This window comes from Pseudomonas sp. B21-040 (assembly GCF_024748695.1).
GTDB lineage: Bacteria > Pseudomonadota > Gammaproteobacteria > Pseudomonadales > Pseudomonadaceae > Aquipseudomonas.
This window is the reverse complement of record NZ_CP087176.1, coordinates 4,869,081-4,893,774: the sequence shown is the minus strand read 5'-3', so window position 1 is coordinate 4,893,774 and position 24,694 is coordinate 4,869,081. Positions and strand designations below refer to the sequence as shown.

The 24,694-nt window shown below is 58.6% G+C and carries 20 protein-coding genes; 11 read left to right on the top strand and 9 right to left on the bottom strand.

The genetic code is table 11. From position 1 onward, the window contains the following. Window positions 1-28: 28 nt before the first annotated feature. A complete protein-coding gene (locus LOY55_RS22370; protein WP_172825980.1) occupies window positions 29-187 on the bottom strand; it encodes a DUF3309 family protein in 159 nt (52 codons plus the stop codon). Between the two features lie 279 nt (window positions 188-466). Between LOY55_RS22370 and LOY55_RS22365 the strand changes: the two genes are divergently transcribed. The 3 genes from LOY55_RS22365 (at window position 467) to csrA (ending at window position 2,018) form a co-directional block, all read left to right on the top strand. Further along, complete coding sequence (locus LOY55_RS22365) at window positions 467-1,282, top strand: SDR family oxidoreductase (RefSeq protein WP_046031725.1); 816 nt, start codon at window positions 467-469, stop codon at window positions 1,280-1,282. Between the two features lie 64 nt (window positions 1,283-1,346). After that, the gene (locus tag LOY55_RS22360) at window positions 1,347-1,679 is read left to right on the top strand and encodes a YnfA family protein (protein WP_077431565.1); all 333 of its coding nucleotides are present in this window, start codon (window positions 1,347-1,349) and stop codon (window positions 1,677-1,679) included. Window positions 1,680-1,832: 153 nt separating this feature from the next. Next, on the top strand, window positions 1,833-2,018 hold the full coding sequence (csrA, locus tag LOY55_RS22355) for a carbon storage regulator CsrA (RefSeq protein ID WP_077431567.1): 186 nt from the start codon (window positions 1,833-1,835) through the stop codon (window positions 2,016-2,018). Window positions 2,019-2,023: 5 nt separating this feature from the next. Here the strand turns inward: csrA and LOY55_RS22350 are convergent, their stop codons facing one another. The 5 genes from LOY55_RS22350 to mnmC all read right to left on the bottom strand — a co-directional run bounded on the left by LOY55_RS22350 (window position 2,024) and on the right by mnmC (window position 9,518). Further along, on the bottom strand, window positions 2,024-2,251 hold the full coding sequence (locus tag LOY55_RS22350; RefSeq protein WP_003199186.1) for a YheU family protein: 228 nt from the start codon (window positions 2,249-2,251) through the stop codon (window positions 2,024-2,026). A gap of 166 nt (window positions 2,252-2,417) precedes the next feature. Then, window positions 2,418-3,608, bottom strand: coding sequence for an osmoprotectant NAGGN system M42 family peptidase (locus LOY55_RS22345; protein WP_109785230.1), 1,191 nt, complete (start codon window positions 3,606-3,608; stop codon window positions 2,418-2,420). A gap of 143 nt (window positions 3,609-3,751) precedes the next feature. Beyond that, window positions 3,752-5,497: an N-acetylglutaminylglutamine synthetase gene (gene ngg, locus LOY55_RS22340; protein WP_258666796.1), complete on the bottom strand. Its 1,746-nt coding sequence runs from the start codon at window positions 5,495-5,497 to the stop codon at window positions 3,752-3,754. Window positions 5,498-5,500: 3 nt separating this feature from the next. Next, entirely contained in the window at window positions 5,501-7,273 is a 1,773-nt protein-coding gene (locus LOY55_RS22335; protein WP_077431570.1) for an N-acetylglutaminylglutamine amidotransferase, read from the bottom strand. Window positions 7,274-7,538: 265 nt separating this feature from the next. After that, window positions 7,539-9,518: a bifunctional tRNA (5-methylaminomethyl-2-thiouridine)(34)-methyltransferase MnmD/FAD-dependent 5-carboxymethylaminomethyl-2-thiouridine(34) oxidoreductase MnmC gene (gene mnmC, locus LOY55_RS22330; RefSeq protein ID WP_258666793.1), complete on the bottom strand. Its 1,980-nt coding sequence runs from the start codon at window positions 9,516-9,518 to the stop codon at window positions 7,539-7,541. A 160-nt stretch (window positions 9,519-9,678) separates the two neighbouring features. On the opposite strand from mnmC, the gene pap reads away from it, so the two are divergent. Both pap and LOY55_RS22320 read left to right on the top strand, forming a co-directional pair. Further along, on the top strand, window positions 9,679-11,193 hold the full coding sequence (gene pap / locus LOY55_RS22325; protein WP_046031732.1) for a polyphosphate:AMP phosphotransferase: 1,515 nt from the start codon (window positions 9,679-9,681) through the stop codon (window positions 11,191-11,193). A gap of 102 nt (window positions 11,194-11,295) precedes the next feature. After that, on the top strand, window positions 11,296-12,480 hold the full coding sequence (locus LOY55_RS22320) for a thiolase family protein (RefSeq protein ID WP_258666790.1): 1,185 nt from the start codon (window positions 11,296-11,298) through the stop codon (window positions 12,478-12,480). A 110-nt stretch (window positions 12,481-12,590) separates the two neighbouring features. Here the strand turns inward: LOY55_RS22320 and LOY55_RS22315 are convergent, their stop codons facing one another. After that, window positions 12,591-12,785: a DUF6316 family protein gene (locus LOY55_RS22315; RefSeq protein ID WP_046031734.1), complete on the bottom strand. Its 195-nt coding sequence runs from the start codon at window positions 12,783-12,785 to the stop codon at window positions 12,591-12,593. Between the two features lie 198 nt (window positions 12,786-12,983). On the opposite strand from LOY55_RS22315, the gene LOY55_RS22310 reads away from it, so the two are divergent. Continuing rightward, window positions 12,984-13,943, top strand: a complete 960-nt coding sequence (locus tag LOY55_RS22310; RefSeq protein ID WP_258666787.1) for a DMT family transporter — start codon at window positions 12,984-12,986, stop codon at window positions 13,941-13,943. A gap of 131 nt (window positions 13,944-14,074) precedes the next feature. Here LOY55_RS22310 and LOY55_RS22305 read toward each other — a convergent pair whose 3' ends face one another. Then, window positions 14,075-15,469: a class II fumarate hydratase gene (locus LOY55_RS22305; protein WP_258666784.1), complete on the bottom strand. Its 1,395-nt coding sequence runs from the start codon at window positions 15,467-15,469 to the stop codon at window positions 14,075-14,077. Window positions 15,470-15,661: 192 nt separating this feature from the next. On the opposite strand from LOY55_RS22305, the gene LOY55_RS22300 reads away from it, so the two are divergent. The 5 genes from LOY55_RS22300 (at window position 15,662) to LOY55_RS22280 (ending at window position 19,993) form a co-directional block, all read left to right on the top strand. Further along, window positions 15,662-16,186, top strand: a complete 525-nt coding sequence (locus LOY55_RS22300; RefSeq protein WP_046031737.1) for a DUF2059 domain-containing protein — start codon at window positions 15,662-15,664, stop codon at window positions 16,184-16,186. 12 nt (window positions 16,187-16,198) lie between these two features. Next, window positions 16,199-16,498: a BolA family transcriptional regulator gene (locus LOY55_RS22295; RefSeq protein ID WP_008151216.1), complete on the top strand. Its 300-nt coding sequence runs from the start codon at window positions 16,199-16,201 to the stop codon at window positions 16,496-16,498. A gap of 101 nt (window positions 16,499-16,599) precedes the next feature. Continuing rightward, the gene (locus LOY55_RS22290; RefSeq protein ID WP_046031738.1) at window positions 16,600-17,541 is read left to right on the top strand and encodes a rhodanese-related sulfurtransferase; all 942 of its coding nucleotides are present in this window, start codon (window positions 16,600-16,602) and stop codon (window positions 17,539-17,541) included. A 39-nt stretch (window positions 17,542-17,580) separates the two neighbouring features. Beyond that, the gene (locus LOY55_RS22285) at window positions 17,581-18,183 is read left to right on the top strand and encodes a DsbA family protein (RefSeq protein WP_175649043.1); all 603 of its coding nucleotides are present in this window, start codon (window positions 17,581-17,583) and stop codon (window positions 18,181-18,183) included. Next, on the top strand, window positions 18,176-19,993 hold the full coding sequence (locus tag LOY55_RS22280) for an ABC transporter ATP-binding protein (protein ID WP_046031740.1): 1,818 nt from the start codon (window positions 18,176-18,178) through the stop codon (window positions 19,991-19,993). Before LOY55_RS22285 ends, LOY55_RS22280 begins: the two co-directional genes overlap by 8 nt. Before the next feature lie 13 nt (window positions 19,994-20,006). On the opposite strand, the gene LOY55_RS22275 is transcribed toward LOY55_RS22280, so the two are convergent. After that, a complete protein-coding gene (locus LOY55_RS22275; protein ID WP_258666778.1) occupies window positions 20,007-24,479 on the bottom strand; it encodes a deaminase domain-containing protein in 4,473 nt (1,490 codons plus the stop codon). Window positions 24,480-24,694 lie beyond the last annotated feature (215 nt).

Sequence of the window (24,694 nt, the reverse complement as noted above, 5' to 3'; positions counted from 1 at the left end):
AGGGCCTCTTTTTTTGCCTGTTAAACCGTTATATCCGGCCAAGCAAGAGCAAAATCAACAGCACCACCAATACCACGCCGATGATACCCGACGGGCCATAACCCCAACTTCTGGAGTGCGGGAAGACCGGCAGACCACCGATCAGCAAGAGAATGAGAATAACGATCAAAATTGTGCCCATGTCTATTACCTTGTTGGAAGTGTTATGGAAAGACCTGACTTTTAACTGTCTGCTGGAAGGTTAAAATTTCAAGCTGCTTACAAAGTCCGACTGATGCGCGAGTCGGAAAATTCCATGTTTTTTTAATGTTTTTTGAAGACCCGGCTATTTCTTTTTCACAGGATTAGTTGGAGCACACGCGCCCGCGGTTTGCTCGGGCCATTCAGCAATCTGATACAGCGTGGGTCGGGTTATGTCCTTCGCTACACTCAGCGCATCTTCCCCGGAACCACAAGGCTGTTTGCTATGCAAAATCGCATGATGATCACTGGCGCGGGCTCGGGCCTGGGTCGCGAAATCGCGCTGCGCTGGGCGCGTGAAGGCTGGCAACTGGCCTTGTCGGATGTCAGCGAGCCTGGCCTGCAAGAAACCCTCAAACTCGTTCGCGACGCCGGCGGTGATGGTTTTATCCAGCGTTGCGATGTACGCGACTACAGCCAACTGACGGCCTTCGCCCAGGCGTGCGAAGAGAAGCTCGGCGGCATCGATGTCATCGTCAACAATGCGGGCGTGGCGTCGGGCGGCTTCTTCAGCGAACTGTCCCTGGAGGATTGGGACTGGCAGATCGCGATCAACCTGATGGGTGTGGTCAAGGGCTGCAAGGCGTTCTTGCCGCTGCTGGAGAAAAGCAAAGGCAAGATCATCAACATCGCGTCGATGGCCGCCCTGATGCAAGGCCCGGCCATGAGCAACTACAACGTGGCCAAGGCCGGCGTTGTGGCGTTGTCGGAAAGCCTGTTGATCGAACTGGCACAACAGGAAGTAGGCGTGCATGTCGTATGCCCGTCGTTCTTCCAGACCAACTTGCTCGACTCTTTCCGCGGCCCGACCCCGGCGATGAAAGCCCAGGTCGGCAAATTGCTGGAAAGTTCGCCAATCACCGCCACCGACATTGCCGACTACATCTACAAGCAGGTGGCCGCCGGCGAATTCATGATCCTGCCTCACGAACAAGGCCGCATGGCGTGGGCGATCAAACAGAAGAACCCGCAACTGCTCTACAACGAAATGACCGTCATGGCCGACAAAATGCGCGCCAAGGCCAAACAAAACGCTGACTGAACTTGCCCATGGGTGTCGGCGTCGTTAGGGTGGCCGCCATCGGCCATCCTCACGAGGCATCTGCATGCTCAATTACCTGTGGTTTTTCCTCGCGGCGCTGTTCGAAATCGCTGGCTGTTTCGCGTTCTGGATGTGGTTGCGCCAAGGCAAAAGTGTGTGGTGGGTCGTGCCGGCACTGCTCAGCCTGACCTTGTTCGCGCTGCTGCTGACCCGCGTCGAAGCCGCCTACGCCGGTCGCGCCTACGCGGCCTACGGTGGCATTTACATCATCGCTTCAATTGGCTGGCTGGCGGTCGTCGAGCGGATTCGTCCATTGAGTTCGGACTGGATCGGCGTGGCGTTGTGCGTGATCGGCGCGAGCGTCATTTTGTTCGGCCCGCGCTTCTCGGTTTCCTGAAGGATTGTTCCTGCGTCCGAACAATTTGTCGGATGTTTCCGTCAGTGGTGGTCGTCCGGTGCTGTAGGGCCGGACTGATTTGTCGTCATCGCATTGAAGCCCTTCGATGCGCCGGGCATCTTCAAGGACCGGTAATCCTGAAGGACCAATGCCATGCTTGTACTCAGTCGTGTTGTGGGCGAGATGATTTCCATCGGTGACAACATTTCAGTGCGTATCCTCAACGTCAACGGCGCCAATGTGCGCTTTGGCGTCGAAGCGCCGCAAAACGTCAATGTGCATCGCGCCGAAGTCTATGAGCGCATCCAGGCCAAGCGGGCAAAGGCCAAGGGCCGCTGAACCGTTCAGTCAAACAGATGCTTGGGCACATCGTGCTTGAGCATCAATTGGCACTGCTCGCTTTCCGGATCGAAGACAATCAGCGCCTGACCTTTGGTCAATGCCTGGCGAACCCGCAAAACGCGGGTTTCCAGCGGTGTATCGTCACCGTTGTCGGTGCCGTCACGGGTCACAAAGTCCTCGATCAGGCGGGTCAGGGTGTCGACTTCAAGTTGGTCGTGGGGAATCAGCATGGGCACCTCGGCTAAAACAATGTCGGGATGCTACGGCGAATGACCGCTTGCGACTAGTCTCGGCCTCATGCGTTCTGACCTACCGCCTTCGCGAGCAGGGGAATGCGATCAGTTGTAGGAGCGAGCCTGCTCGCGAAGGGATTTACCTGACAACGAAGTACCCGGATCAGCCTTCAGACCGCTGCCCGACCAGACTGTCCACCGACGGCACCCGCGTATCACTTTCCATCTGTGTGTCATGTTCGATCTGATGACTGAACCGGTCCAGCGATCCCGTCGCCGGTTGCGCATCGCTGGCAAACACCGGCGGGCTCAGTAGGTAGGCACCGAGCAATCGACTGAGCGCCGCCAGACTGTCGATGTGGGTGCGTTCGTAGCCATGGGTCGCATCACAACCAAAGGCGAGCAGGGCAGTGCGAATGTCATGCCCGGCGGTCACCGCCGAGTGCGCATCGCTGAAGTAGTAACGGAACAGGTCGCGGCGCACGGGCAGTTCATTGTCACTGGCCAGTCGCAGCAAATGGCGCGACAAGTGATAGTCGTAAGGTCCGCCGGAATCCTGCATCGCCACACTGACGGCGTGTTCGCTGGAGTGCTGGCCGGGTGCAACGGGCGCAATGTCGATTCCGACGAATTCGCTGACGTCCCACGGCAACGCTGCCGCCGCGCCACTGCCGGTTTCCTCGGTAATGGTGAACAGCGGATGGCAATCGATCATCAACGCTTCACCACTGTCGACGATGGCCTTGAGCGCCGCGAGCAGTGCGGCGACACCGGCCTTGTCGTCGAGGTGGCGGGCACTGATGTGGCCGCTTTCAGTGAATTCCGGCAGCGGGTCGAAGGCCACGAAATCGCCCACGCTGATCCCCAGCGAATCGCAATCGGCGCGGGTGGCGCAGTAGGCATCCAGGCGCAGTTCGACGTGATCCCAGCTGATCGGCATTTCGTCCACGGCCGTGTTGAAAGCATGCCCGGATGCCATCAGCGGCAACACGCTGCCGCGAATCACCCCGTTATCGGTGAACAGGCTGACCCGGCTGCCCTCGGCAAAACGGCTGGACCAGCAACCGACCGGCGCCAAGGCCAGGCGACCGTTATCCTTCACGGCACGAACCGCCGCACCGATGGTATCCAGGTGAGCGCAAACCGCACGGTCGGGGCTGCTTTTTTTGCCTTTGAGGGTTGCACGGATGGTTCCGCGCCGGGTCATTTCGAATGGAATGCCCAACTCTTCCAGGCGTTCGGCGACGTAACGCACGATGGTGTCGGTGAACCCGGTCGGGCTGGGAATGGCGAGCATTTCCAGCAGGACTTTTTGCAGGTAATCGAGATCCGGTTCAGGGATTTTGCTGATCATGGAAACTCCTGATGAGTGAAGAGCTGATCGCTCCCATGCTCTGCGTGGGAATGCAGCCAGGGACGCTCTGCGTCCAAGGGGCGGACGCGGAGTGTCCGGTGAGGCATTCCCACGCCGGAGCGTGGGAACGATCAAGCGTGGAGCTAGCCCGCCGGCTGACTGTGCGGAAATAACAAGTCCACAAACCGCTCAGCCGTCGGCTGCGGTTCATGGTTGGCCAGCCCGGCGCGTTCATTGGCCTCGATAAACACATACTCAGGCTGGTCGGCGGACAGCACCATCAGGTCGAGCCCGACCATCGGGATATCCAGCGCCCGTGCCGCCCGCACCGCGGCGTCCGCCAGGGTCGGATGCAGGATCGCCGTGACGTCCTCCAGAATCCCGCCTGTATGAAGATTCGCTGTCTTGCGTACGAACAGCTGCTCGCCCGCTGGCAGGACGCTGTTGTAGTCGTAACCCGCCGCATGCAACGTGCGCTGGGTTTCATGATCCAGCGGGATTTTGCTTTCACCACGGGTGGCGGCCTGCCGACGCCGGCTCTGGGCTTCGATCAATGCGCCGATGGCATGCTGACCATCGCCGATCACTTGCGCCGGGCGCCGAATCGCCGCCGCCACCACCTCAAACCCGATCACCACAATCCGCAGGTCCAGCCCTTCGTGGAAGCTTTCCAGCAGCACGCGACTGTCGAATTGGCGGGCGGCTTCGATGGCGTGCTGCACCTCTTCAATCGTGCGCAAATCCACGGCAACGCCCTGGCCTTGTTCGCCATCCAGTGGTTTGACCACCACGCGCTCGTGCTCATCGAGAAACGCCAGATTGTCATCGGCGTTACCGGCCAATTGTTGCGCAGGCAGGTTCAGCCCTGCGGCCTTGAGCACTTTGTGCGTCAGGCTTTTGTCCTGACACAAGCTCATGCTGATGGCGCTGGTCAGGTCGCTCAACGATTCGCGACAACGCACCCGGCGTCCACCATGGCTGAGGGTGAACAGGCCCGCATCGGCATCATCCACCTGTACGTCAATGCCGCGCCGATGGGCTTCTTCGACGATGATTCGCGCATATGGATTGAAATTGGCCTGCGGCCCCGGTCCGAGAAACAGCGGCTGATTGATGCCGTTCTTGCGCTTGATGGCGAAGGTCGAGAGGTTGCGAAACCCGAGTTTGGCGTAAAGGCTTTTCGCCTGTCGGTTGTCGTGCAAAACGGACAAGTCCAGGCAACTGAGCCCACGGCTCATGAAGTGCTCGATCAAGTGACGCACCAACACTTCGCCCACACCCGGTCGTGAACACTGCGGGTCGACCGCCAGGCACCACAGGCTGCTGCCGTTTTCCGGGTCGTTGAACGCCTTGTGGTGATTGAGGCCCATGACACTGCCAATGATTGCGCCGCTGTCTTCGTCTTCGGCCAGCCAATACACCGGGCCGCCCAGATGCCGTGGGGTCAACAGACTTGCATCGATCGGCAACATGCCGCGCGCCTGATACAGCTGGTTGATGGCCTGCCAGTCCGCCTCGCTTTGTGCCCGACGAATGCGAAAACCACGAAACACGCGAGTGGCCTGACGGTAATCGCTGAACCACAAACGCAAGGTGTCCGAGGGGTCGAGAAATAGCTGAGCCGGCTCCAGCCCGAGTATTTGTTGAGGCGCGGCGACGTACAGCGCAATGTCGCGCTCGCCTGGCTGCTCGTTGAGCAGCGCTTGGGCGAGGCAGGCCGGATCAGGAAAGGTGTGCCCGATCAACAACCGGCCCCAGCCGCAATGCACGGCAATCGGCGCGGCGCTCAAGGCGCTGCCATCTTCGGCCAGACGCGCCTGCAAGCGTTCATAAGAAGGTGGCTGGCCGCGCAACAAGCGTTGGCTATAAGCCGTGGCGTGGGGTTTCATCGATCAGATTCCTTGCTCACTGAGCCACAGGTTCAGGGCCGCCAGTTGCCACAGCTTTGAGCCGCGCAACGGGGTCAATTGACCCTGCGGGTCCGTCAGCAAACGGTCGAGCATGGCCGGGTTGAACAGGCCGCGATCCTGGCTGGGGTCAAGCAACAGGTCGCGCACCCAGTTCAGCGTGTCACCTTGCAAATGCTTGAGGCCTGGCACCGGGAAGTAACCTTTCTTGCGGTCGATGACTTCACTCGGAATCACCGATCTCGCGGCTTCTTTCAAGACGTGTTTGCCACCGCCCGGCAGTTTGAATTTGCCCGGCACGCGGGCTGACAATTCCACCAGGCGATAGTCAAGAAACGGCGTGCGTGCCTCCAGCCCCCAGGCCATGGTCATGTTGTCGACGCGTTTGACCGGGTCGTCCACCAGCATCACCGTGCTGTCCAGACGCAAGGCCTTGTCCACTGCCGCCTCGGCACCGGGCTGTGCGAAATGTTCCTTCACGAAGTCACCGGCGGCGTCATTCGCCGTCAGCCATTTCGGCTGCACAGTGGCTGCGTACTCCTCATGGCTGCGGTCGAAGAACGCCTCGCGATAAGCCGTGTACGGATCGCTTGCGCCATCGACCTGCGGATACCAGTGATAACCGGCGAACAACTCGTCCGCACCTTGGCCGCTTTGCACCACTTTGCAATGCTTGGCCACTTCGCGTGACAGCAGATAGAAGGCGATGCAGTCATGGCTGACCATCGGCTCGCTCATGGCGCGGAACGCCGCTGGCAATTGCTCGATGATCTCTTTTTCGTCGATGCGCAATTGATGATGCCGGGTGCCGTAGTGGGTGGCGATCAGGTCCGAATACTGGAACTCGTCGCCGCGTTCGCCGCCGGCATCCTCAAAACCAATGGAGAAGGTCGACAGGTTTTCCACGCCGACTTCACGCAACAGCCCGACCAGCAGGCTTGAGTCGACGCCGCCCGAGAGCAGAACGCCAACGTCGACCGCCGCCCGTTGGCGGATCGCCACGGCGTCGCGCGTGCTATCGAGGACACGGTCACGCCAGTCTTCGAGGGTCAGGTCGATCTCGTCGGCGCGTGGACCATAGGGCAGCGTCCACCAGGTTTTCTGTTCGGTGCTGCCGTCCGCTTCGATGCGCATCCAGGTCGCCGGTGGCAGTTTTTCAATGCCGGCCAGCAGGGTGCGCGGCGCCGGGACCACGGCGTGGAAGTTCAGGTAATGATTGAGCGCCACCGGGTCGAGAATCGGGTTGATGTCGCCACCCTTGAGCAACGCCGGCAACGCTGAGGCAAAGCGCAGGCGCTGGCCGGTTCGGGACAGGTACAGCGGCTTCACGCCGAGACGGTCGCGGGCGATGAACAATCGTTGGGCGTCGCGCTCCCAAATGGCGAACGCAAACATGCCGTTTAGCTTGGGCAGCAAGGCTTCACCCCAGGCGTGATAGCCCTTGAGCAGCACTTCGGTGTCCCCGCCGGAGTAGAACGCATAACCGAGATTTTCGAGCTCGGTGCGTAACTCGGGGAAGTTATAGATCGCGCCGTTGAAGGCCAGGGACAGGCCCAGTTGATTGTCGATCATCGGCTGCGCCGAGCCGTCCGACAGGTCCATGATTTTCAAGCGCCGATGGCCCAGGGCAATCGGTCCTTGAGCATGAAAACCCCACGCGTCAGGGCCACGAGGGGCTAAGTGATGGGTGATTCGTTCAACGGCCGCGAGGTCCGCAGGTTGATGATCGAAGCGTAACTCGCCAGCTAATCCGCACATAAAATCCTTACCGGTTTTTCCGTTGGGGAGGGTCAATCGATACCCGGCCAAATCGGCGAGTACTCAGAAACTGACCCAGTGGGACTGTGGGAGTTTTAGATCGATAAGTAATAAGCCCGTGTGGTGGACGGGGCGGTCTTACCCGAAAAAAGGTGGGGGCGTGCGGTACATATTGCTGCCAAGCATTGAAAATGCTGCTGCATCAACCACAGAACAGACCAGATTTTCGTGCTGTTAATCGGTCATTGAACGAGCTACTTCGGGGTCATTGACCCCGAATCAAACGCCGCAGCGCAAAACGGTTGGGATGACAGGCTTCGGCCACGGTCCTGGGAAGCGGCAGGGGTTCGTCATCGAGCCAGGCGGCAAGCAATTCGCCTGCTAACGGCGCGGTGATCAATCCCCGTGAACCATGGCCGCTGTTGACGTACAAGCCGTCCAGCCATGGGCAAGGGATGTCCGGCGTTTGCCGGGCATCCTTGCTCAGGGCGATGTAAGCGTCGGCGAAAGCCAGGTGATCGGCCAAGGGGCCGACAATCGGCAAGTAGTCCGGGCTGGTGCAGCGAAACGCCGCGCGACCTTCAAGTGCTTCAGGTTGCAGGGTGTGCGCGCCGAGCCGTTCGACCAGATCCGCCGAAATCTCTTCGAGCATGTTCAGGTTGCCGGCATGCTCGGCCGCCGTGGGTGTCAGGTCATCGCTGTTGAAATCGAAACTGGCGCCCAGCGTGTGTTCACCCAGCCGGGCTGGCGCGACATACCCTTCGGCGCAGACCACAGTACTCAGGCTTTGGCTGCCAGGTGTCTGATGCAGACGAGTGATCTGTCCGCGAATGCGTTTGAGCGGCAGTTCGCCGCTGTAGGGGAAGCGCTTGATCTCGGCTGCGCCGGCCAGCACTACGACCGGTGCGCTCGCCAGCAAGGTCTCGCCGTCCCAGGCTTGCCACTGATTATCCTGGCGACGCAGTTCCAGGACCTCGTGGTGCATCAGGAGCTTGATATTCGGTTGCCCGGCTTGCCATTGGCACAAGGCGGGCGGGTGCACCCAACCGCCTTCGGGATAAAACAGGCCGCCCGATTGCAGGCCGATGCCGGCACGGCTCTGGGCCTGCTCTCGATCCAGTGTGTGCAACAAACCCTCGGGGAACGCCGCCGCCAGTTGCGCCTGACGCTGCGCCTCCTTGGCATTGAACGCCAGTTGCAGGACACCACAACCGTCCCAGTCGAGGCCCCGCTGCAAATGCTCAAGCAAACGTCGGGTGTAGCCAAAACCGCTGACAATCAATTGTGACAGCGCCGTGCCATGGGCCGAAAGCTTGAGGTACAGCACGCCCTGTGGATTGCCCGAGGCTTCCTGCGCCAGCGCGTCGTGGCGCTCCAGCAGGCTCACCTGCCAACCCCGCGCCGCCAGGCTGGCAGCGCTTGCACAACCGGCCAGGCCGGCACCGATGACCAAGGCATGACGCTCGCCCGTCAACGGCGCCGGACGCGCAAACCAGGGTTTTACGGCAATGGGCGCAGCGGCGTCCTCGGGCCATCCGAGGAACACGCCCCGCAGGATTTCCCACTTGTGGCCGATGCCCGGCGTGCGCTTCATCTTGAACCCTGCGCCATTGAGCAAGCGTCGCACCCAACCGGTACTGGTGAACGTGCTGATGGTCGAGCCGGGCGCTGCCAGCCGTGCCAGTTCGGCAAACAGTTCGGCGGTCCACATGTCGGGGTTTTTTGCCGGGGCGAAACCGTCGAGAAACCAGGCGTCAATCTGTGCGTCCAGTTGCGGTAATTGTTCCAGTGCATCGCCAATCAACAGGGTCAGCGTCACGCGGCCGTTGTCCAGAATCAGACGCTGGAAGCCGTGGTGAATTGCCACGTATTGGGCGAGCAATTGATCGGCGAACGGTTTGAGTTCCGGCCACAACGCCAGGGCTCGCTGCAGGTCGGGCAAGCTCAGAGGGTACTTTTCGACGCTGACGAAGTGCAGCCGTGCACCCGCCACGGCGTGCTGTTCGAACAATTGCCAGGCACACAGAAAATTCAATCCGGTGCCGAAGCCCGTCTCGCCAATCACCAGTCGGCCGCCGTCCGCCAACGTGCTGAAACGCTCACGCAGAGCGTTTTGCTCAAGGAACACGTAACGGGTTTCTTCGAGGCCCGACTTGTCGGAAAAATAGACATCGTCGAACACTCGCGAGTACGGACGACCCTGGTCATCCCAGTCGAGTTGGGCGTGAGGCAATACAGGTTTCATGGCAGGCTCGGCAACGGCAAGGCCGCCATTCTAGCCGATCGACGGGACGCTGCCTGATCCATGGCAAGGTCCATGGCGGTCCCGACAGTGAAAATCGGATTTCTCCCCCGCTGGAGGAATCAATCCGCTAGTCTTGCTCACATCTGGAAGGGAGCCGCCCATGTTTGAGTCTGCTGAAATCGACCACGCCATTGACAAAGAAACCTATGACGCCGAAGTGCCGGCACTGCGCGAAGCCTTGCTCGAAGCTCAGTTTGAGCTAGGCCAGCAGAGCCGGTTTCCAGTGATCATTCTGATCAACGGCATCGAAGGTGCCGGCAAGGGCGAGACGGTCAAGTTGCTCAACGAATGGATGGACCCGCGCCTGATCGAGGTCCGCACGTTCGACCAGCAAACCGACGAAGAGCTGTCACGGCCACCGGCCTGGCGCTATTGGCGGATGCTTCCCGCCAAGGGACGCATGGGGATTTTCTTCGGAAACTGGTACAGCCAGATGCTACAAGGCCGGGTCCATGGCGAGTTCAAGGACCCTCGGCTCGACCAGGCCATCAACGCGGCCGAGCGTCTGGAGAAAATGCTGTGCGATGAAGGCGCGTTGATCGTCAAGTTCTGGTTCCACCTCTCCAAGAAACAAATGAAGGCCCGCCTTAAAGCGTTGGCCGACGACCCGTTACACAGCTGGCGCATCAGCCCGCTGGATTGGCAGCAATCGCAAACGTATGACCGGTTCGTGAAGTTCGGCGAGCGGGTATTGCGTCGCACCAGTCGTGACTACGCGCCGTGGCATGTAATCGCCGGAATGGACGCACGCTATCGCAGCCTGGTGGTGGGCAAGATTCTGCTCGATAGCCTGCACGGCGCGTTGAAGCGGCCGAAGATACACCCGGAAAAAGTCAGTGCCGCGCCCGTATTCCCCAGCGTCGATCAAGTGAACCTGCTCGACAGCCTCGACCTGACCCAGCAACTGGACAAAGACGACTACGAAGAGCAGTTGGTAACTGAACAGGCGCGGTTTTCCGGGTTGATGCGTGACAAGCGCATGCGCCGACATGCGCTGGTGGCGGTGTTCGAAGGCAACGATGCGGCGGGCAAGGGCGGGGCGATTCGCCGGGTGGCGGCGGCGCTTGATCCGCGTCAGTACAGCATCGTGCCGATTGCCGCGCCCACCGAAGAAGAGCGGGCGCAGCCCTATTTGTGGCGTTTCTGGAGACACCTTCCGGCGCGGGGCAAGTTCACCGTGTTCGATCGTTCCTGGTACGGACGGGTGCTGGTAGAGCGCATCGAAGGATTCTGCAGCCCGGCGGACTGGCTGCGCGCCTACAGCGAAATCAACGATTTCGAAGAGCAGATCGCTGATGCCGGGGTGATCGTGGTCAAGTTCTGGCTGGCCATCGACAAACAGACGCAGCTGGAACGCTTCCAGGAGCGCGAACAGATCCCCTTCAAGCGGTTCAAGATCACGGAGGATGACTGGCGCAATCGCGACAAATGGGACGCGTACCGCGCCGCGGTCGGCGACATGGTTGACCGTACCAGCACGGAAATCTCTCCGTGGACCCTGGTGGAAGCCAATGACAAGCGCTGGGCGCGGGTCAAGGTGTTGCGCACCATTAATCTGGCGCTGGAAGAGGCGTTCGAAAAGTCCGACAAGAAGGCGAAGAAACACAAGGACTGAGTCGATGGTTGCGCATACGCGGGATGAATGATTGTCGCGGTCGGTTATGAGGTGGACATATGCTCGGTCCACTCTCAACCGATAACAACAATGAGGTATGCCATGCGTGAAGTGGTGATCGTCGACAGCGTGCGGACCGGCCTGGCCAAGTCCTTTCGCGGCAAGTTCAACCAGACCCGTCCGGACGACATGGCGGCGCATTGTGTCGACTCGTTGCTAGCGCGCAACGGCATCGACCCGGCCAGCGTCGAGGATTGCATCGTCGGTGCGGGCTCCAACGAAGGCGCGCAGGGCTACAACATCGGGCGCAATGTCGCCGTGCTCTCGCGCTTGGGCATTGGCACCGCCGGCATGACCCTCAACCGCTTTTGCTCCTCGGGCTTGCAGGCGATTGCCATTGCCGCCAACCAGATTGCTTCGGGGTGCAGCGACATTATCGTGGCCGGTGGCGTCGAATCCATCAGCCTGACCATGAAAAGCGTCAACACCGATAACCTGATCAATCCGCTGCTCAAGGAGCAGGTGCCGGGCATTTACTTCCCGATGGGGCAGACCGCCGAAATCGTCGCCCGTCGTTACAACGTCAGCCGCCAGGAGCAAGACCTGTACGCCCTGCAAAGCCAGCAGCGCACCGCCCAGGCGCAGGCCGCCGGTCTGTTCGATGATGAAATCGTGCCGATGGCGGTGAAGTACCGCGTGGAAGACAAGGCTACCGGTGCGATTCAAATCCTCGATGGCATCGTTGAGCGCGATGACTGCAATCGGGCAGACACCACGCTGGAAAGCCTGGCGGGACTGAAGCCGGTGTTTGCTGAAGACGGCTCGGTGACGGCGGGCAACTCCTCGCAGCTGTCCGACGGTGCCTCGATGACGCTGGTGATGAGCCTGGAAAAAGCCCTGGAACTGGGGCTCAAGCCGAAAGCGTTTTTCCGTGGTTTCACGGTCGCCGGGTGCGAGCCGGATGAAATGGGCATCGGCCCGGTGTTCTCGGTGCCGAAGTTGCTCAAGGCCAAGGGCTTGCAGGTTGCCGACATTGATCTGTGGGAGCTCAACGAAGCGTTTGCCTCGCAGTGCCTGTACAGCCGAAATCGGCTGGAGATCGATAACGAGAAGTACAACGTCAATGGCGGTTCGATTTCCATCGGGCACCCGTTCGGCATGACCGGCTCGCGTCAGGTCGGGCATCTGGTGCGTGAGTTGCAGCGCCGCAATTTGCGCTACGGCATCGTTACCATGTGCGTGGGCGGCGGGATGGGCGCGACGGGGTTGTTTGAGGCGGTGCGTTGAATTCGCAAAGCTGTGTCGCCTGATCAACCGCTATCGCGGGCAAGCCCGCTCCCACATTGGAATGCGATCAACTGTGGGAGCGAGCCTGCTCGCGAAGGTAGCGCCTCGGTCTAAAGCTGGGCACTCGATGCCTGCATCCGCTCGATGTACGCCTGAATCTCGCGCTGCGCCGCCTCTGCATTATTAAACGGCCCCTCCAGCGTGTTTTCACGGGTGCTGAAAAACAACTCCCCATTCACGCGACACAACCGGTCACTGCGAAAGTGTGTCGCGGGGGCTTTGTCCTGGGCGCGCATGCCGTACATGGCGATTCTCCTGAAAGTGATCCGATGAGCTTATGCACGAACCCCTTGGCACGCCTGAGCAACTGATCGACGGCCGATCGTCAATTAGTTGCTGCGACCTGCACAGTTTCATTTGCGCCTGCTCGCCAACTGTCCCTGTGTGCCAGGCCTCTCTGCGCCTAGAATGACGATTCTCGCCATCTGGCTGTTGGGGTTCGCATGCACATTTCATCCGGTCGCTGGGTTTACGGTCTGTTTCTGGCCCTGCTGACTGCGCTGCTGTGGGGAATCCTGCCGATCAAACTCAAGCAAGTGCTGCTGGTGATGGACCCGGTGACCGTCACCTGGTTTCGCTTGATCGTATCCGGCGGGTGCCTGTTCGTTTATCTGGCGGCGACCAAACGCTTGCCGAGCCGTAAAGCCCTCGGCCCGCGCGGTGGCTGGCTGGTGCTGATGGCGGTGCTCGGTCTGGTCGGTAACTACGTGTTGTACTTGATGGGTTTGAACTTGCTCAGCGCCGGCACCGCGCAATTGGTGGTGCAGATGGGCCCAATCATGTTGCTGATCGCCAGTCTGTTTGTGTTCAAGGAACGCTTCAGCGTGGGGCAGGGGATTGGGCTGCTGGTGCTGCTGGTCGGTTTCGCCCTGTTTTTCAATCAGCGCCTGGCCGAGTTACTCACTTCGTTGACCGAATACACCACCGGCGTGCTGCTGGTGTTGCTGGCGTCCACGGTCTGGACCTTCTACGCCTTGGGGCAGAAGCAACTGCTGACCGTGTGGAATTCGTTGCAGGTGATGATGGTGATCTACCTGTTCTGCGCGCTGTTGCTGACGCCGTGGGTGCACCCACTGGAAGTGCTGCAACTGAGCCCGCTGCAAGGCTGGCTGCTGCTGGCGTGCTGCATGAATACGCTGATTGCCTATGGCGCGTTTGCCGAAGCGTTGGCCCATTGGGAAGCTTCGCGGGTGAGTGCGACGCTGGCGATCACGCCGTTGGTGACGTTTGCCGCGGTGGCCGTGGCGGCATGGTTGTGGCCTGATTTTGTGCATGCCGAGACGATCAACGGTCTGGGCTATGGCGGCGCGGTGCTGGTGGTGCTGGGGTCGGCGCTGGTGGCGTTGGGGCCGTCGTTGATTGCCGGGCTCAAGGCCCGGAAGGTGCGGATGGCGGCCGGTTAAACCGCGTCATCGTTCATCGCGGGCAAGCCATGCTCCTACGGGTTTTGTGTCGATACCGGACATTTTGATCGACGCAAAACCCGTAGGCGCATGGCTTGCCCGCGATGGCTGACTGTCAGGCGCTACACATCTCAGCCCTTGGCCCCGGCCTCCAGCATGTTTTCCGGCCGCACCCACGCATCAAACTGTTCATCGGTCAGATAACCCAACTGCAACGCCGCCTCCCGCAACGTCAGCCCCTGCGCATACGCCTTCTTGGCAATCTCTGCCGATTTGTCATAGCCGATGTGCGGGTTCAACGCGGTCACCAGCATCAAGCCCCGCTCCAGATGTTCAGCCATTTTCTCTGCGTCCGGCTCAAGTCCGGCAATGCAGTGCTGCTGGAAGTTGCTGCAGCCATCGCCCAGCAGGCGGATAGATTGCAGCAGGTTGTGGATGATCACCGGTTTGAACACATTCAATTGCAGATGGCCCTGGCTCGCCGCAAACCCGATGGCGACGTCGTTGCCCAGGACCTGGCAAGCCAGCATCGATAGCGCTTCGCACTGCGTCGGATTGACCTTGCCCGGCATGATCGAGCTGCCCGGTTCGTTGGCCGGCAATTTCACTTCAGCAAAACCGGCTCGTGGCCCGGAGCCCAGCAGGCGCAAGTCGTTGGCGATTTTCATCAGGGTCACCGCCAGGGTTTTCAGTGCACCCGACAGGGTCGTCAGCGGCTCATGACCGGCCAGTGCGGCGAATTTGTTCGGCGCCGTGATGAAAGGCAGGCCGGAGAGGGCGGCCAGTTCGGCGGCAATCGCTTCGCCAAAACCGTGAGGCGAATTCAGCCCCGTGCCGACCGCGGTACCGCCCTGGGCCAGCTCACACACGGCTGGCAACGCGCTGCGGATCGCCCGTTCGGCGTAATCCAGTTGCGCAATAAACGCCGAAACTTCCTGGCCGAACGTGATCGGCGTGGCGTCCATCATGTGCGTTCGGCCGGTCTTGACCAGTTTCATGTGGCGCGCTGCCAGCTCGGCAAGGCCTCCCGACAATTCACTGATCGCCGGTAACAACTGCTGCTGAACGGCCTGCGCCGCGGCGATGTGCATGGCGGTGGGGAAACAGTCATTGGAGCTCTGGGAGCGATTGACGTGATCGTTGGGGTGCACCGGCGACTTGCCGCCGCGCGGGTTGCCGGCCAGCTCGTTGGCGCGGCCAGCGATCACTTCATTGACGTTCATATTGCTTTGGGTGCCGCTGCCGGTCTGCCAGACCACCAGCGGGAACTGGTCGTCATGGTTGCCATCGAGCACTTCGTCGGCCGCCTGTTCGATCAGCCGGGCGATGTCGGCGGGCACGTCGCCGTTACGGACGTTGACTCGCGCCGCGGCTTTTTTGATCAGTGCCAGGGCATGCAGCACCGCCAGCGGCATTTTTTCGTTGCCGATGGCGAAGTTAATCAGCGAGCGTTGCGTCTGAGCGCCCCAGTAAGCTTCATCGGGGACTTCCACCTGGCCAAGGCTGTCGGTTTCGATACGGCTCATCATGCACACTCCTGTAGGTCTGATAGCGCAGTTTAGGCCGTGATCGTCGGCCGTGGTTCCATCTGACAGGTTTTTGAGCCTTCAACCCCTCTAATTCAGGCCCGACAAGGCTTGGGGTTGAGCGACACACTTTTTTAGGCGCAGAATGGACGCCCTTGGGGTTTTACCTCGCCTGCTAGAAAAGGAAACTCGATGACTCGTCTTCGTGCCATCTGTACCGCGGTTGCACTGGTTTGCGCCAGCGGCCCTGTTTTTGCCGATACCGCCAGCCATAACGCCAGTGCCGAAGCTTTCCTGACCCTGGCGCACGCTGACAAATTGGGCACTCCGGTGTACATGCAAGTGCAGCAAATGTTCGCTCAGCGCTTTGAACAGACCAAAGCCCCTGAATCGAAAAAAGCGTTGCTGGAAACGTATCAGGCCAAAGCCAACGCTGCGCTGGACCAAGCCATTGGCTGGAACAAGCTGAAACCGGAAATGGTCAAGCTCTACACCGCCAACTTCAGCGAGTCCGAGCTCAAAGACCTGGTTGCGTTCTACCAGTCGCCACTGGGCAAGAAAGTCCTGGAAAAAATGCCACAGCTGACTCAGCAATCGGCCCAGATGACTCAAGCCAAGCTGGAAAGCGCAGTGCCTGTAGTCAACAAGCTGCTGGCTGACATGACGGCCGAGCTGGAGCCGAAAGGCGCCGCCGCTCCAGCCAAGAAAAAGCCTTAAGCGGAGTTCGGTATGACCATGCAACAACGCATCGAATCGACACTGGGCCTGTTACAGCCGCAACACCTGCAAGTGCTGGATGAAAGCCACATGCACAGCCGTGGGTTGCAGACTCACTTCAAGGCCGTGGTGGTCAGCCAGCAGTTCGAAGGGCTGAATCGCGTCAAGCGTCACCAGAAAGTCTACGGCACGCTCGGCGAGTTGATGGGCGAGTTCCATGCGTTGGCGCTGCATACCTACACGCCCGAGGAATGGGCACAGATCGACGCGGCCCCGGCCTCACCGACCTGTGCTGGCGGCAGCAAGCATTAAACCCGCGTTTTTTGCTAGAATCCGCAACGCGCCGCTCACCCGGCGCGTTTTTTTTGAATCCGGTTCACCCTTTGCGAGGGTAGCCACCTGGAGAAACACCCATGACACAACAGATTGTCGTGGCGGCACTGTATAAGTTCGTCACCCTGCAAGATTACGTCGCCCTGCGCGAGCCACTGCTGCAAGCCATGGTCGACAACGGCATCAAAGGCACGCTGCTGATCGCTGAAGAAGGCATCAACGGCACTGTGTCCGGTACCCGCGAAGGCATCGACGGACTGATGGCCTGGCTCAAGAACGACCCACGCATGGACGACATCGATCACAAAGAGTCGTACTGCGACGATCAGCCGTTCTATCGCACCAAAGTCAAACTCAAGAAAGAAATCGTCACCCTGGGTGTTGATGGCGTGGACCCGAACAAAAAGGTCGGCACCTACGTTGATCCGCAGGACTGGAATGCGTTGATCAACGATCCGGAAGTGCTGTTGATCGACACCCGCAACGATTACGAAGTATCGATTGGCACCTTCGAAGGCGCCATCGACCCGAAAACCACCAGTTTTCGCGAATTTCCCGACTACATCAAAGCCAACTTCGACCCCGCCGTGCACAAGAAGGTCGCGATGTTCTGCACCGGCGGCATCCGTTGCGAGAAAGCGTCGAGCTACATGCTCAGCGAAGGTTTCGATGAGGTCTACCACCTCAAGGGCGGTATCCTGAAGTACCTCGAAGAGGTGCCGCAGGAAGAAACCAAATGGCAGGGCGACTGCTTTGTGTTCGATAACCGTGTGACCGTTCGTCATGACCTCAGCGAAGGTGATTACGATCAGTGTCATGCCTGTCGTACGCCAGTCAGTGTTGAAGACCGCGCCTCAGAGCACTACGTGGCCGGCATCAGTTGCCCGCATTGCTGGGACACCTTGAGCGAGAAAACCCGGCGCAGTGCCATTGATCGGCAGAAGCAGATCGAACTGGCCAAGGCGCGCAACTTGCCTCACCCGATCGGCTACAACTACAAGCAAACTCCTTCCGAGGCTTGAACCATGTCAGCGCGCCGCCTGCTTTACGTGATGGATCCGATGTGTTCTTGGTGCTGGGGCTTTGCGCCAGTGGCTAACGCCTTGGTCGCGCAAGCACAGGCGGCAGGCGTCGACGTGCATTTGATCGTCGGTGGTTTGCGCACCGGCAGCGGCGCGGCGCTGGAGCCCACCACACGGCGCTACATTCTTGAACATTGGCAAGCGGTCACCGAGGCCACCGGCCAACCGTTCAAGCTTGAGGGGGCGCTGCCCGACGGTTTTGTCTACGACACCGAGCCCGCGTGCCGGGCTCTGGTCACTGCGCGCAGCCTGGCGCCGGATTGCGCGTGGAAGCTGCTGGGCCTGATTCAGCACGCGTTCTACGCCGAAGGTCGCGACGTCACCCGCGCCAGCGTGCTGGTCGAACTCGCCGAGCAGGCCGGTTTGCCGCGCATTGAGTTTGCCGCCGCGTTCGACCGTGCCGATATGCACGCCGCCACGGCGGCCGACTTCACCTGGGTCCAGGACTTGGGCATCGCCGGTTTCCCAACCTTGCTGGCTGAGCGTAATGGTCAATTGGCGTTGCTGACCAACGGGTATCAGCCTCTGAGTGAACTGTCCCCGTTGCTCGGCCGCTGGCTGGAGCGTGCTGCCTGTGCATGATGTGCCCGATGACGTCCCGGCGCCCAAGCCTGTCGATCGATTGAGCTGGGCCGAAATCCGCCGACTGGCCTTGCACCATAAAAAATCCCTGTGGATCGCCAACGGCGTCGCCGTGCTGGCGACCTTGTGCAGCGTGCCGATTCCATTGCTGCTGCCGTTGCTGGTGGACGAAGTATTGCTGGGGCACGGTGACGCCGCGCTGAAGGTCATGAACCACGCCCTGCCCGAAGGCTGGCAGAAAGCGGCGGGCTACATTGGCCTGATGTTGCTCGTGACCTTGGTGTTGCGCTGCGGGGCCTTGTTGTTCAACGTCGTGCAAGCAAAGTTGTTCGCGGCGCTGGCCAAGGACATCGTCTATCGCATTCGCACCCGGCTGATCGAGCGGCTCAAGCGAATTTCCCTGGGCGAATACGAAAGTCTGGGCAGCGGCACCGTGACCACGCACCTGGTCACCGACCTGGACACGCTGGACAAATTCGTCGGCGAAACCCTCAGTCGTTTCCTCGTGGCGATGCTGACCCTGGTGGGTACCGCGAGCATTCTGATCTGGATGCACTGGAAGCTGGCGCTGCTGATCATGCTGTTCAACCCGTTGGTGATCTATGCCACGGTGCAGTTGGGCAAGCGGGTCAAACACCTGAAAAAACTCGAAAACGACAGCACCTCGCGCTTCACCCAGGCACTGACCGAAACCCTCGATTCAATTCAGGAAGTACGCGCCGGTAACCGCCAGGGGTTCTTCCTCGGGCGCCTTGGCCTGCGAGCCCGGGAGGTGCGCGATTACGCGGTGAACTCTCAGTGGAAAACCGATGCCTCGAACCGCGCCAGCGGCCTGTTGTTCCAGTTTGGCATCGATATTTTCCGTGCCGCGGCCATGCTCACCGTGCTGTTTTCCGACCTGTCCATCGGCCAGATGCTGGCGGTGTTCAGCTACCTGTGGTTCATGATCGGTCCGGTGGAACAACTGCTGAACTTGCAGTACGCCTATTACGCCGCCAGCGGCGCGTTGTCGCGGATTAACGAACTGCTGTCCCGGGCCGATGAGCCGCAGTACCCGGGTGGCGTCGACCCGTTTCAGGGCCGTGACACCGTGGGCATTGAAGTCCAGGGCCTGAGTTTCGGTTATGGCGACGAGTTGGTGTTGAACAAGATGGACCTGTCCATCGCCCCCGGGGAAAAAGTCGCCATCGTCGGTGCCAGTGGCGGCGGTAAAAGCACCTTGGTGCAGTTGCTGCTGGGTTTATACACGCCGCTGGCCGGGACCATTCGCTTCGGTGGTTCGACCCAGCAAGAGATCGGCCTGGAAACGGTCCGCGAAAACGTCGCTGTCGTCCTGCAACACCCCGCGCTGTTTAACGACACCATTCGCGCCAACCTGACGATGGGCCGTGAGCGCAGTGACGAAGCCTGCTGGCAAGCGCTGGAAATTGCGCAATTGCAGCACACGGTTCGAGAATTGCCTGACGGCCTCGACAGCATCGTCGGACGCTCCGGTGTGCGTTTGTCCGGCGGCCAGCGCCAACGCCTGGCGATTGCGCGGATGGTACTGGCCGAACCCAAAGTGGTGATCCTCGACGAGGCCACTTCCGCACTGGACGCTGCCACTGAATACAACCTGCACCAGGCGCTGGCACGGTTCCTGAGCAACCGCACTACGCTAATCATCGCGCACCGCTTGTCGGCGGTGAAACAGGCCGACCGGGTATTGGTGTTCGATGGCGGGCAGATTGCCGAGGATGGCGACCATCAGCAGTTGATTGCCGATGGTGGTTTGTACGCCAAGCTTTATGGGCATTTGCAGCAGTTGTAGCCACGTCGGATGTTTACTTCCATATCACGCCCAGCGCATCAGGGTTGCCGTCATAGCTGAATTGCTTCATGACGATCGCGCATGAATCGCAAGGTGCCATGGTGGTGGCGATCGTGATGGAATCCAGCTCTTTAGGGTCAGGGTATTTGTCTCGTATGGCGCTGATGAGCTTGCTCTCGGTGTCCAGTGAGGTAGGGCGCGACGTGAGCGCAGGTGTGTATGTTTCGATGTTGTCGATGGTGTGAGGGATCGCCCGTAGCTTGCCGGAATCGGAGACGCTAAGTGATGTCTGCGGGAAGTTGATGTCATGATCTATGTTGAAGTAACTGGTGCCGTCTACTTTCACTTCGTTTGTCTGTCTGCTTCTGGAAAACAGGGGCAGGAAATGGGTGTCCCCTTGATTGCCAGAAACACTGACATACACTTCACGCACCCCGGCCTTCGTCTTGATCTCGGCGAACGCAATGTTTCTGGAACTGTGTATCGGCCTATTCAGTTTTTTACTGATCTCTATTTGCAGTTGTCGCATCGTGTTATCGATTTTCAAGGCCTTGGGTGCGCCCCGAACCGACGACTCCACAGTGACAACCGTTTTGCAAAAGAGTGTATTGAAGATTTCAGCAGTGGTTTCACGAGCACTGTCCGGCGCCGTCCGGGACAGTGACCACGTCGCAGCACCGTCGGTTGAATGACGCACGATCATTCTTGTCGAGTGATCGAACAACACGGCTTCCGCGGGGCTGGTATCCACGTTGAGATGTTTAAGGGTCTGGGGTGGATTGGTATGGCCACCGATCGGTATGGCAATGTCATCCATGGCTTTCAAGGCGCGCTCGACGCGGTTAATACCATAAATTCTGGCCATGTTATTGGCATTCAGCGAGCCGATATAAACCTTCTTCAACTCCTCTACCACATCGTGGGGCGATGTTTTTGCCTTGCGCAAAGTCAGGGGCGCGGTGAGGCTTTGCCCCGCAAAGCGCTCGGCGACGTAAAAATCGCCGGCGCCCAGTCGGGTGAAAATATAGTGTTTCGAACCGTCCAGTGCCGGGACAATGATAGCGCCGGTCTTGAAGGTATCAAATTGACTCCCGCGGCCGGAGATGTTCGCTTTGATTCTTCCGTAAATCCCTTTCTGATACTCGATCGTAGCCATGAGCCTGCCAGGATAATTCACGGTCTTCAGTAACGGAACGCGCCCCGTTATGGCTGAGGTATAGATACTGTCCCCGAACCATGGAGCCCAGCCTTTGGTTTCGTCGAATGTGCCGGCGGCCGGCGTCGGAGCGGGATCGCGCCATGCGTAACTGGTTTCGCAAACGGACCCTGGGGCGCGTCGTGGCCGACAAGGTATCGGCTTGAGCGTTTCCCGGGCATCCCGCAGGTCTGCGCGCCGTAGGGCGTCGCCGTCCAGTCGATACGGCACGTCGTCGATGAACAGCGTCGTTCGGCCGTCAATTTCAAGGACTTCGTTTACGCGAGTGTTTTCGGGGATATTGAACAGCAGTGCTTCGCTGTTTTCTCTGACGGTCGGATACATCGATGGCCCGATGGACAGTTCTTTTTCCGACACTTTCAATACAGGCCCATAGGGTTTGGCGGATAGGGGGTCGATCAAATAGTGTGCGGGCTTGGTGGTCGAGCCGATGTTGCGTACAGGGACATCGTCGAGTCCGCGAAAGGTCGCCAATTGATCGCTCTGTGTGAGGGGGCGCCAGCGGCCTGGATCATTGACCTGAGGCAAGCCTTCGATGAAGTTGTACGTGTTTGCTCTACCGAGTGCAGGCTTCAAGCTGTTGTAAGACTTTTTGGCTGCGAATTTAACGCCTGCATACAAACCTCTCAGAGTTCCGCGTGAGAGCCGTAGTGCCAGCGTCGGAAGGCCATAGAAAGGAATTGCGTTTTGTACGGATGAAATAAGCAGTTTTTCAGCCAGTGCGCCAAATCGCGGAAGTGCAGCGCGTACACCCGAGCGGACTGCAATGGAGGCCAGCTTCACTGAGCCCGATACGAATTTCCCCAAGGGAAGCGCGAACGAGGCCGCATCCACAATCAAACCAAAAATGGCCCATACCCTTTTTTTCGGGTCGCCTGAAAGCAGGTCTTCTATGCCTCCCCAAAACGGTATGAACCCTTTGACGGAGACCAGCCAATGAGGGCGCGCGGCGATACGCTCAATCTCGGTTTCGCCCTTGGCCGAAGCATGAAGCAGTTTTTCGTCATGGTAAAAAAAGTGGTCGGCAATGTAGTTTGAAAGTTCCGTTGCTCGGGAACTCGTTACGCTTGGGCGCGCCGATTGCTCATTCTCGATGCCAATGGAAGGGGCGGTAAATGTTTTACCAAACTGATCAATAATTGCCTCACACACTGCATCTTTCTTTGGAAAACTACCGGCTTCATGAGCTTGCCAATCAAACGGCACTCTTGTTTTATGGCGAAAAGAAACGGCTTTAAAGTTAACGAGGGGCACTGGGGTTAGCTGGGAGCTTACTGTTCCGCCAAGCATGGATAATAAAAAATCCGTACGCAGTCTAATAATCCCTGCACGTGGTAAACATTCGTAAAAGGAAGCCCGGGATTTGTAAGAGAGATGCAGAATAAAACCCATTCGAAGCCGCAGCGGTAGCGTGATGTCGGGTGTCTCGTCTTCTAGCTCTATCTCGTTGGTGGATTTTCTCAAGGTGTAGATCTTTACCTCGCCCAACTCTATGGCTTGGCGTTCATCATGGGGGAGTGATGTCAGCAGGCTTTTCAGTAGTGTTTGATACGCGCTTTTACTCAAATCGAGATAGCTTTTGAATTCCGCCTCAAATAACTGCGTCGCATCTGGCAGGGGTTTTCGCTTCAGTGCGGCAGGAAAACTGGGATCATTGGAGTTAATTGTACGGTCTGTGTTGAGGCTGATTCGATACGCGCTTTTGCGTGTTCCATCCTGCTGGGTGATATGCCAGCTTCTGTTCAGCCTCCCTGACATGTAGACGTCTTGAAAGGTGTAGATTTTGTCCCGTAGCGGTGGTGTTCGTAAAAACCCACCTGCTTCACTGGATTCGAAGTCTTCAATTAACTTTCGCCCGTCAGAGATGAACGGAAAGTGGGTTCGGTTGCCAAAGACTTCTCTGAATCCTACAGGCGTCCAGCGTAAAGAGTCCCTGAAATACGTCCTCATCTCCCTCTCGGCGATAGAAAATCTTTTTGGGTAGTCGACGTCCAGTTGAATGATCGCTTTTCTCAAGGCGTCGGTGTGTTCGTCGAGTGACTTGATAGATTGAGTTTTTTCCTCAAGTGAGTAATCCGAGTCGGTTCTCTCAGTAACAACACCATTGGTAATCGCCCATTCGAGAGTTGCAGGCATTCTGCACAGGGTGATGAGTTCCAGCTCTTGTGGACTGGCTTGCATAGACTGCCGAAGCGGAAAATCCACCAATTGCTGGAAGCTCATGCGCTGGATCAAGTCCGGCTCCATGGCTTCAGCGAGCGTGACTCCGTGAACGAAATTGACCCAGACGACGGAACTTCTATAGGGCAGGTCGGGCGGGATGTCGCAGACTTGAAACTCTGTTGGAAATTCGGTTTGGAACAAGCGAGCGAGCAAGATGGCCTCAACCATTGAGGACGCTCGTTTGCTGTCGAATAGATGCTGCTCGAATTCCGCCCAGATGTTCTGGTAACTCTTTCCCCAGTTTGAGCGCTGTTGCCAAGGGTACCCGGAAATGTTTTCTGGCTTGTCGTTCCGTGATGTATTTGTCCAGAGCCGAATGGCTTTACTGATTAATTTGATTCGTACCCCGGCAGAGGCATCCTCACCCGGTTTTCCGCCGTACCAGTTCAATCCTTCCAGCAATAAACTTCCTAGTCGCTGGGACTCCGCAGAGCGCAGAATTTTTTCGAGAAAAACCATCGGCGTCGCGCGAACTTGCTCGATGGTCGGGCGAGGGGAGGTGTTTTTTTCGAAGTGGCTAAAGAGTGAAGTTTGTGATTCGGGGAGGAATCGCTTAACGATGTCGATAATGTCCCGATCCGTCAGTTGAGCGATCAGGCTATCGAGGGTCATGCCATCTTTCGGTGAGGCCTTCTGGATGGTTGCCAGGAGCTTAAGGTCTTTTTTGTCTGGGGTGCGATTGATCGCTTCGATATCAACACCACTGTCCAGTTGCAGCGAGTAGCGGGCGCGCTTTTCTTCCAGGGTGTGAATCGTCGCACGATGTTCAGCGGCGTTTCCCGGATCCCAGGGGGAGATGCCGTAATGGTTGATCATTTGTACAAGCTTGAGGGTGCCTGGTTCTTTATCTTGGGCGCGGAGGAGGGAAGTAGATTGGAGAACTATGAAGGTTTCCAGGTCTTTTGATGAGAAATCGGGCTTTCTCAGAGCGGCGATAAGTGTGTCGTAGTCGGACAACACACCTTGGTACTCCATGGCCGCGGAGAATGGTAGATGTTGTTCTTCTGATAAGTCACTCGGTGATGTTGTAGGTGACGGCATGTTCATGGGTGTCTCTCTATTATTGGCTGGACTCCTGTAAGGCGATGTTCAAGTTGTAAGCGCTTACAGAAAGACGACCAGTTTTACGCCGGCAAAAAATAATAGTGAGGTACATATATATCGCTCCAGATTTTCGGCATGAGGCCCCGACGAGAGCGGTTCATAGGTCGATATCCAGAGTGACTGTATTGGTTTGCGTGCATTGGCTTTTTAGTGTTTGA